The organism is Bacillus hominis, assembly GCF_018332515.1.
GTDB lineage: Bacteria > Bacillota > Bacilli > Bacillales > Bacillaceae_G > Bacillus_A > Bacillus_A hominis.
In genome coordinates, this window is record NZ_BOQD01000297.1 from 1 (window position 1) to 9,217 (window position 9,217).

Here is a 9,217-nt window from a genome sequence, read left to right on the forward strand (position 1 = left end):
AGAGGACCCAATTCCATTTTTTCTATATTCCTTATCAACATACACAGAATGTTCAATTGAATATTTATAGGCAGGCCACGCTCTAAATGGGCCGAATGTCGCAAATCCTACTACTTTATTATCTAGTTCGTATACGAAAATTGGATAGCCATCAGCCTTTTTTTGTTCATACCAATCTATTCTATTTTCAAGGGTTACAGGTTTATACGTATATACAGCTGTTGTATAAAGTATCGCATCATTATAAATATCTAAAATATATGCTAAATCTCTTTTAGTTGCTTCCCTTATCATTGTTTTCTTCCTTTCATAATGTTTATCTTCTTTCACTATCTTTTTAACAGTTTTATTTTACCGAAATTTCTGTTTTATTTCCACACACGAATACTGGCTTTTCGGAAACCATCAAATATATTTATCGCAGCAGATAACGTGTAAATGAAAATTCCACCACCGATTAACCACGTGTTAAATTCCTCTGGGGAAATAGTAAATGCATTTGCCAAATACGTAATAAATCCTTCGTTAAATAAATGCGGATTTACTACAATTACAATGAATACTATTGTTCCGGCTACTTGAAGAATAGCATTCCCAATTGCCAATCTTTGCGTCCATTGTCCCTGTACTAACTTATAAAGAGATATAGCTACTTCGAAAACGATCATAACCAAAATAATTGGCCAGTATTGAAGTAAAACATCTTGATTAAACGTTGGCGCGACAAACTTCAGTCCGTTTTCCGTACCATGATATACGCCTACAAGATGATTCGCATAAAAGTAAAGTGTAGCCCATATTGCCGTCCACATTAAACCTCCAAAAACTTCAAACTTTGAGATCGCCTTTTTCTTCGGGATATACGAGATATTTTTTAAATCATCTGGCGTCCATTTTTTTAAGCTTGTTGTTAATGGGTGTGGATCCTTTTCTTTATCAGTTCTTTCTATAACAGCAAATACAAGTGTCAACCAGAAAAATACATGGAGGCCTACTTCGACAATTTCCCCAATGCCTTTACCTATCAATTTTAAAATAACATCTAATACTGCTTGATCACCACTATAGCCTATAACATTTTCTGCAACCATTGAAATAAGTGCAATAACAGCTGCAATTGGTATAATCATTTTTAATAACGTCGTATATACATCAAAATAACGTGGTCCAATTAAATGCATCGGTTTATCCAAATAGCCATTAGCTAATGAAACTGGACTTCCCAATTTTTCGAGTACGCCCTTCACATCATCCTCATTATAATCGTCTGGTAACATATCCTCTATCGTTGACCGTAGTTCAAGTGTAATATCTTCACGATTTTTTTCGGGTAATCTCTTCGCAACTTCATGGACGTAAATATCAATCAAATTCATTTTCGTCCTCCTCCTTTAATAGGTTATAAAGTTCTTTCGAATCCTTTATCCATTCCTTTTTCAACTGCAAAAATATCTCTAATCCATATTCACTTAAAACATAATACTTTCGAGGTCTACTCTCCGTTTTATCCCAACTACTCGTCACTAGTTCTTGCTTTTCTAATCGGCGAAGTAGTGGATATAAAGTACTTTGATCAATTATAATCCCCGATTGCTCCAATAATTGGACCAGTGAATATCCATACTGCGGTGTTCTTAATTGGCTTAAAACCGCTAATGTTAATGTCCCTCTTCTTAGCTCAGTAATTAACGAATTTAATAAAGCATCCATTTATTCACCTCATTTCCATTACTATATGTCATACAGTATATGTTTTATACTATGTATCGTACAGTATTAGTGTGACAAAAGCAATGATTATTTACCAAAAAAATACATAATTAAAAGCACAAACTATATGATTTGTGCTTTTATAGCTAACTTAAATACCTATAACATTCTTAACTTTGTACCTTTGGTAATATATATTCTCCTTTTTCTTTAGGAAATGGGACAACCTCTACAATCGCCTCAACATTGATTACTCCATATACATGCGGGTATTCTTGACCGTTTGAAGCAAGTTCATATTTTATTTCTGCTTTTACTCGAGATGGATCAATTGTAAGTAATAAAACATCTTTTTCATGATTGAAATGTTTTTGAGCAACTTCTAAAACTTGGTCTAATAATGAACAATGAATAAATCCCTCTTCTTTAAGGGAGGCTTCATTAATCTCTCCAATTGTTTTTGCGATTTCCCAATTTCTTTTTGTTATTACTTTTGTAATCATACTCATTCTCTCCCCTATCTTTATATAGAAAAACAAGAGGATTTTCTGTTCATCACTAGAAAAACCTCTTGAATTTGTTATATATTTTTATCTCTTAATTAACGGAGATACTTCCCCACTATAGAAAAGCCATAAATCATGCAGCGACCTTGTACATCCGACATACAATAACTTCGCATCATGTTTTGTATTTTTGTAATGCTCCTCATCAACGTCGATTAGAAGTACTGCATCAAATTCTAACCCTTTCGCCAAGTATACAGGTACTACCGAAATACCACCTTCATATTTGCTTTGATCTGCTTCAATGACGTTAACAGTCAATCCTGCATTTGTTAATTTCTCATACATTTGTCGGCACTCTTCATCCGTTCTTCCAATTACTGCAATTGTTTTCACATCTTCATTTTGCAAATGCTGTAATGTCTTCAAAACTTCAGTAAATTGATCCTCTGCATGAATTACCTTTACTTCTTCACCACTACGGAAAACAGGTGTAGCAAGTCCTACTGGTATTTCCGCATTCTTTATTATTTCATTCGCAAATTCAATAATTTCTTTTGTAGAACGATAACTTCTCGTCAATTCATAATAACCTGTTTCTTGGAATACTTCCTTAAAAGCATTCCAGTCTTCAATTCCTTGATAATCATAAATCGCTTGAGATAAATCACCTAATATAGTGAAAGAATTACCTAGTGTAATTTCTTTTAGTACATAAACTTGGAATGGTGAGAAGTCTTGCGCTTCATCAATAACGACGTGATGAAACTTCTGTCCGATTTCAATTCCAGTTATTCGATGATGTATGTAAATTAGAGCTGGTAAATCTTCTCCATACACTTCTTTTTTACGACAATTCTTTTCTGTTTCTTGCACTAATTCTTCAGGTAATACGTCGAGTATTTCTTTACTTTTCAACATTGAACTGTATAGTGAAAGTGGGCTCATTTTCGGCCAAAAATTCATATATGTGTTCAATCTCTTTGTCGCTTCTTTTTTTAGTAACTTTTTCTCGTTTGTTTCTCCAAACTTTTTAAGTTCAATTTCAATCCAGCGCTTCATTCGGCCGACTAAACGTTCTCTTCTTTTCTTTAATGGATAATGTTTATATTCAACTTGCATCCATTTTTTAACGTCTTCCACTGGAATAACTGCTTTATCCCACGCCTCAAAATCTTTTGTCGGTACTAAATCTTTTTCAAATTGAACCAGTCTCTCTTCAATAAACGACTTAAACTCCAGCGTTCCTTTTAATTTACCGAGCATAACCTTTTTTTCATCGCGATTAATTGAAAATGCTTCTTTCAATTTTTCTTCTGTCTGCTTTAGTTTCACAGAACCCTCTAACATACGCAATGCCCAATCTGGAAACGTTGTTTGACTAATATTTCCTACACCTAATTCAGGAAGTACACTCGAAATATAGTCTAAAAACAAACTGTTTGGAGCAAATACAATCATTCTCTCCGCCTCTAGTTGTTCACGGTATTCATAAATTAAAAAAGCAAGGCGATGTAAAGCGATCGTTGTTTTTCCGCTTCCCGCAACCCCTTGAATTAATAATGGTAAATTTCTTTCCGCACGAATAATATCATTTTGCTCCGATTGTATAGTCGAAACGATATCTTTCAATTTATTATCTTTATTCTCACCTAATCGATATAGAAGAAAATCATCAGCATGCGATACATCTTCATTTCCTTTTACATATGTATCAACAACACGTTCAAGCTCTCTTTTTCGAATGGAAATATTTCTTTTTAAATAAACATCGCCTTCTACTAACCCGTCTGGTGAATGATAAAACGCTAATTCTTCTCCGCCGGTAAATGAATAAAACATACTTGCGACAGGTGCTCGCCAATCAATAACCATCGGTTTCATCGTATCTTTATCTGAAACACCTACTTTACCGATGTAAATCGGCATAACATCTTCTTTGCCATCCTCCTGGAAGTCTAATCTTCCAAAGTACGGCTCTTGCACACCGATACGTAAGTTTTGTCTATTAGACTCCCTCATACTTTCAAGAATTTGCTCTTTAAAATCTTCTCCATAATAAACCGGGATTTTTTCAAGCTGCTCTAATTGCTCATCCATCGTACATAAAATATCTTTCATTTTCTGTAATTCTTCTTCAAATATGTTACTCATTTGATGATTCCCTCCTGTCCGTTCCAATTTTTTCAGTCGAGATATAATTCTATAAAAAACACAATCATAAAGTCAATAGTTTAAGTGAGAATTTTCCAAAATAAAGAAAAGGTAGGGATAAGCCCATACCCATCAGCTAAGATTTTGAAGTATCCTCAAAGGAAATTTTTTTCTCTATATTTATTTATGAGAATTACATTCATTTTTTTGTTTTGAGAAACAATCAATTTTTCATTTACATGCAGGAATTACATACTTACCGAATAAATCTAAAGATGAAAGCACTTTATGCTGTTCTAGTCCACCAAAATTCATTACTGCCATAAAATTCGTAACACCTATTTCTCTGTAGGACTGAATTTGTTTAATAACTTCATCAGGACCCCCTATTACTGGGTTAAATTTACATTTAAAGTCTTCATATGAAATATTCGTCCCACGCGGAGTATTCATAAATAGTTGATAAGGACCTTTTGCATTGGATTCAGCCTCTGCATATGTTTCACCAACATGGACATGAAATGCAACAGGGATTTCCAGCTCCTCTGGATTACCGTATCCTGACTTTAGGTACGTATTCTTGTAAGTATCAATCAGCTTTGCTAATTCATCTCGTGATTTACTAAACCCAAGCCCCATGAAATTGTTTCCCATACTAGCAACATGACTAACACCTGTTTCACTAGAGGTTGCAATCCAATGAGGTGGAAAAGGAGCTTGTATGGGCTGAACATTAAGTTTAAGGTCTTTGTATTGATAAAAGTTCCCTTGATGAGAAAAAATCTTGCCTGACCATGCCTTACGTAGCACTTCTAAAGACTCATTAAAACGTTCAGTTTTGTCCTCCAATGAAATATTATAGCCATCAAATTCCTTCTGTGCATATCCACTACCTAGCCCTAAATCTAATCTTCCGTTTGATAAAAGATCGACCATCGCATAATCTTCAGCAACTCGTATAGGGTTGTGTAATGGCAGTACTGAAACACCCACACCGAGGCGAATTCTATTCGTTCTTTGAGATACCGCAGCGAGCAGAACTGCTGGAGAAGGATTAATACCAAAATCTGAGAAGTGATGTTCTGCAAACCATACCCCATCAAAATTCACTTCTTCAGCCCGAACGGCTTGCTCCAATACCTCATTATAGAATTGTCTAGGTGTTCGGGATAATCGATTGGGGTAATTATCAAATATGGTTAAGGTACTAAATTTCATTTAATATCGCTCCTGATACTTTATATTCATTTCTATATTTCATAGATTTTTTACATAAAACCTAAATGTTATTATTAATATTTTAGTTATCCGAATCATTCCACTTACGACTTATTTCTAGGCCATAATCCATATCGTAAACTTCTTTTATAGCTTTAACTTTTTCAAGACTTTCATCGCTAAACACAGGTTTGTTTTCAAAAGAATGAAGAACAATTCTTTCAAGAAGAACACCTAATGAAATATCATGATATTCTGCCATCGCTTTCAAAACTTTTACCATTCTTTTTTCCATCCTAATTCCAGTTTGCACACGTTCAACTTTAATTTTTATATTCTTTTCATTTATTTGCTCATTATTTTGTTTCATAATTTCACATCCTTACCGTAAATAACACTATTTTGTTACCTTAATAACAAGGTAACATTATAACACTGATGTATATTTTGTCAATTGTGTCATTATATTATTGATTAACATAATAGATTTTCGTCCTATTACTATTATCAAGATAATGTAAATTTGTATCCATATAACGAAAAACGCTATTCTTTTTATAGGAATATAAAAAATGAGAAATTCGACTGAAAACAAAATAAAAAGCAGATAATGAATGATTCCATTATCTGCTTACCAATTTATCCTTAGCTGCTTTTATTATATTTTTTGATACACGATCCAATCCCCAGAATCAATGATTTTCTTTAATATCTCTTTATCATGAGCAACATACACATATGCATGTATTTCTTTATCAGCAAAATATGCCGTTTGTGTAATTCGATCATATAAATCAGTCTCTGCATTACCTGTATATTCTTCGAGTTCATCTAACTTTTGCAAAACCTCATCATCTACTTCGTAAACTTCACCATATACTTTCTCCTCACTTGGGCAAATCATTGCAGGATACCCTTCGTTTGTATCGAAAAGCTTACCGTACACCCAAGCCTCTTCTGCGATACAGGTTGCACCTTGTATATAATGAGCATTCGTTTGCCCTTTTCTTAACGTGCCATAAACGAAAACATGATGCATATATCCCTATCCCCTTTATATGTCTCTACTTTCTTATTTGTAAATACGCACGAATCATAAAGTAACTCACTTCATTCGGAAGCTGTTCTTTATTAGATTTCAGACCACCCTCTGCATTTTGAACGGCAGTTTCAATAAGAGATTCATACTCTGCTGGAACAAAGCTTTGCCAATTCACTTCCATACCATCTTCAAAAGAGCGAACTAAATGGTTTTCAATCGTTTGTCTTGATAGACCTCTATCTTTCGCAATCTCACTTAAATCAATGCCTTGTTTATACATTTCATACGTTTCTAAATGAGAATTTGCTGAAGCTTTTCCAGACTTTTTACGCTCTGTAACAACTTCCGTCTTAATCGTTTCAGCATAATTTGGATTTTCTTCAATAAAGTGCTGAACTGCTTGTAAGAAGTGAGAACCGTACTTTACAAGTTTATGTTCCCCAATTCCTTTTACAGTAAGAAGCTCGGAATCATTTCGTGGCATTTTTGCACACATATCTTTTAATGTTTGGTCAGAGAAAATAACGAACGGAGGAACACCTTCTCCTTGTGCAATTTCTTTACGCACATCACGAAGCACTTCAAATAAAGGATGATCTTGAACAATTTGTCTCGTTTCTACTCGTTCTTTTCGTAAAACATTCTCTTTACCAAGCAATACTTCTTTCCCTTTTTCCGTTACTTTTAATGTCGGATATGTACCATGTTCAACTGCAATTAACTCGTCCGAAATTAAAAACTCAATAAACTCACTTACTTCTTTTACACTGCGGTTTGATAAAAGACCATACGTTGGCAAAGTATGAAAATTAAATTCAATAACTTTCTTATTTTTCGATCCAGTTAATACTTGCGCGATCATTTGTTTTCCAAATCGTTGGTTCGTCCTGATCATACACGATAGAACCATTTGTGATTCTCTCGTCACATCAATACTTTCACGATCGTCAGTACAATTACCACAGCGGCCACAATCTTCCTTCGGTTCTTCTCCAAAGTATTGCAAAATAAATGATTGTAAACATTGTTCTGTATGACAGTAGTCCGTCATATTTTGTAGTTTTTCAAGTTCATTTGAAAAACGTGATTCTCCAGTTGATTGATCAATTAAAAAGCGCTGCACTTGCACATCTTGAGAAGAATATAGCAAAATACATTCACTATCTAATCCGTCACGACCAGCACGTCCTGCTTCTTGATAGTAACTTTCCATATTTTTTGGAAGTTGATAATGAATAACGTAACGAATATTAGATTTATCAATCCCCATTCCAAACGCTGATGTCGCTACCATAACGCTGATTTCATCTCGTAAAAAGAGTTCTTGCTGTTCATTTCGATCGTGATCGCTCATACCAGCATGATATTTCGATACCGAAACTCCTGCTTTCCCTAAATCTTCATATAACTGATCGACTACTTTTCTTGTCGCTGCATAAATAATCCCAGATTCCTTCTGATTTTGACGAATATAATCTGCTAAATACGCATTACGATCCTGTCCTTTAATTACTGAAAACGATAAGTTCTCGCGCTCAAACGTTGTCATAATTGTATTTTCTTGATTAATTTCAAGCGTATTGCAAATATCATCACGTACTTGTGGTGTTGCTGTTGCTGTTAATGCTAAAACGAGCGGTTTTTCTGGAAGATAATCTAATATGCGATGTATATGTAAATAACTTGGGCGGAAATCATGACCCCACTGCGAAATACAGTGCGCCTCATCAATTGCAATCATCGGGATTTTCATGTCCATAAGTTGGTCAACAAACTCCATAGAATCAAGACGCTCAGGCGCCACGTAAAGCAACTTGTAATGCCCTTGTTTCGCCAATTGAATTCGTTGATTCGCTTCTGTAATAGAAATAGAACTATTAATATATGTAGCGGAAATACCGTTTTGTATTAATGTATCTACTTGATCTTTCATAAGTGAAATCAAAGGTGAGATAACTAATGTCGTTCCTTCGAATACTAATGCGGGAATTTGATAACAAATTGACTTACCACCGCCCGTAGGCATAATACAAACTGTATCTTTCCCATCTAATACATTTTTAATTGTTTCATCTTGTCCTCTTCGGAATGACGAATAACCGAAATAAGACGCTAAAAGTTCTTGTGCTTTTGTAAACAAAAAAGAGTCACCTGCTTTTCTTTATCTTTCATCTATTCCTATTATATCATCACTTATGCGTCATGAAAGTACTGAATGAAAGAGTTATATAATCTATCATCAAACTGATTCTCGCCATCCTTTTGCACGATCCACGTACAATTGTTAATAATTATTGTAAAGCTGGAAAAATCCACTTGTTTTTGTGATATGCGATTTGTGAAGTTTTCGCTGCATACAAACTATTACCTGGATTCTTTCACAAAGCACTCTCTTTAAGCTTAATAGCATGCTTTTTCATTATTCTAAGTTTCTCTTCATTATGGATATTAATTAGTATCGGCGTTTTAGTTGCTTTCTACGTTTTACAACATTTAAAACACAAATCTAAGTATACGCGAAGAAAGAATTTCAACATAAATATTCATTTTATTCACCTTACTAGAATACTACTAATCGTATACATAT

9 protein-coding genes are annotated in these 9,217 nt (G+C 34.2%); all 9 read right to left on the minus strand.

Features of this window, described 5'->3' with window-relative positions; genetic code table 11:
* Positions 1–294 (minus strand): GNAT family N-acetyltransferase (locus KI356_RS22760; RefSeq protein ID WP_212936542.1); only part of this gene is annotated, 294 nt, incomplete at its 3' end.
* Between the two features lie 74 nt (positions 295–368).
* Positions 369–1,376: an HAAS signaling domain-containing protein gene (locus tag KI356_RS22765; protein ID WP_128280250.1), complete on the minus strand. Its 1,008-nt coding sequence runs from the start codon at positions 1,374–1,376 to the stop codon at positions 369–371.
* Positions 1,363–1,710: a PadR family transcriptional regulator gene (locus KI356_RS22770; RefSeq protein WP_002119974.1), complete on the minus strand. Its 348-nt coding sequence runs from the start codon at positions 1,708–1,710 to the stop codon at positions 1,363–1,365. Before KI356_RS22770 ends, KI356_RS22765 begins: the two co-directional genes overlap by 14 nt.
* A 170-nt stretch (positions 1,711–1,880) precedes the next feature.
* Entirely contained in the window at positions 1,881–2,213 is a 333-nt protein-coding gene (locus tag KI356_RS22775) for a DUF952 domain-containing protein (protein ID WP_212936543.1), read from the minus strand.
* Positions 2,214–2,300: 87 nt separating this feature from the next.
* A complete protein-coding gene (locus tag KI356_RS22780; protein ID WP_212936544.1) occupies positions 2,301–4,370 on the minus strand; it encodes a HelD family protein in 2,070 nt (689 codons plus the stop codon).
* 231 nt (positions 4,371–4,601) lie between these two features.
* Positions 4,602–5,588, minus strand: coding sequence for an LLM class flavin-dependent oxidoreductase (locus tag KI356_RS22785; RefSeq protein WP_212936545.1), 987 nt, complete (start codon positions 5,586–5,588; stop codon positions 4,602–4,604).
* Positions 5,589–5,670: 82 nt separating this feature from the next.
* Entirely contained in the window at positions 5,671–5,958 is a 288-nt protein-coding gene (locus KI356_RS22790) for a hypothetical protein (RefSeq protein WP_088229249.1), read from the minus strand.
* Between the two features lie 288 nt (positions 5,959–6,246).
* Positions 6,247–6,627: a gamma-glutamylcyclotransferase family protein gene (locus KI356_RS22795; RefSeq protein WP_212936546.1), complete on the minus strand. Its 381-nt coding sequence runs from the start codon at positions 6,625–6,627 to the stop codon at positions 6,247–6,249.
* Positions 6,628–6,652: 25 nt separating this feature from the next.
* The gene (recQ, locus tag KI356_RS22800) at positions 6,653–8,770 is read right to left on the minus strand and encodes a DNA helicase RecQ (protein ID WP_212936547.1); all 2,118 of its coding nucleotides are present in this window, start codon (positions 8,768–8,770) and stop codon (positions 6,653–6,655) included.
* Between the last annotated feature and the right edge of the window lie 447 nt (positions 8,771–9,217).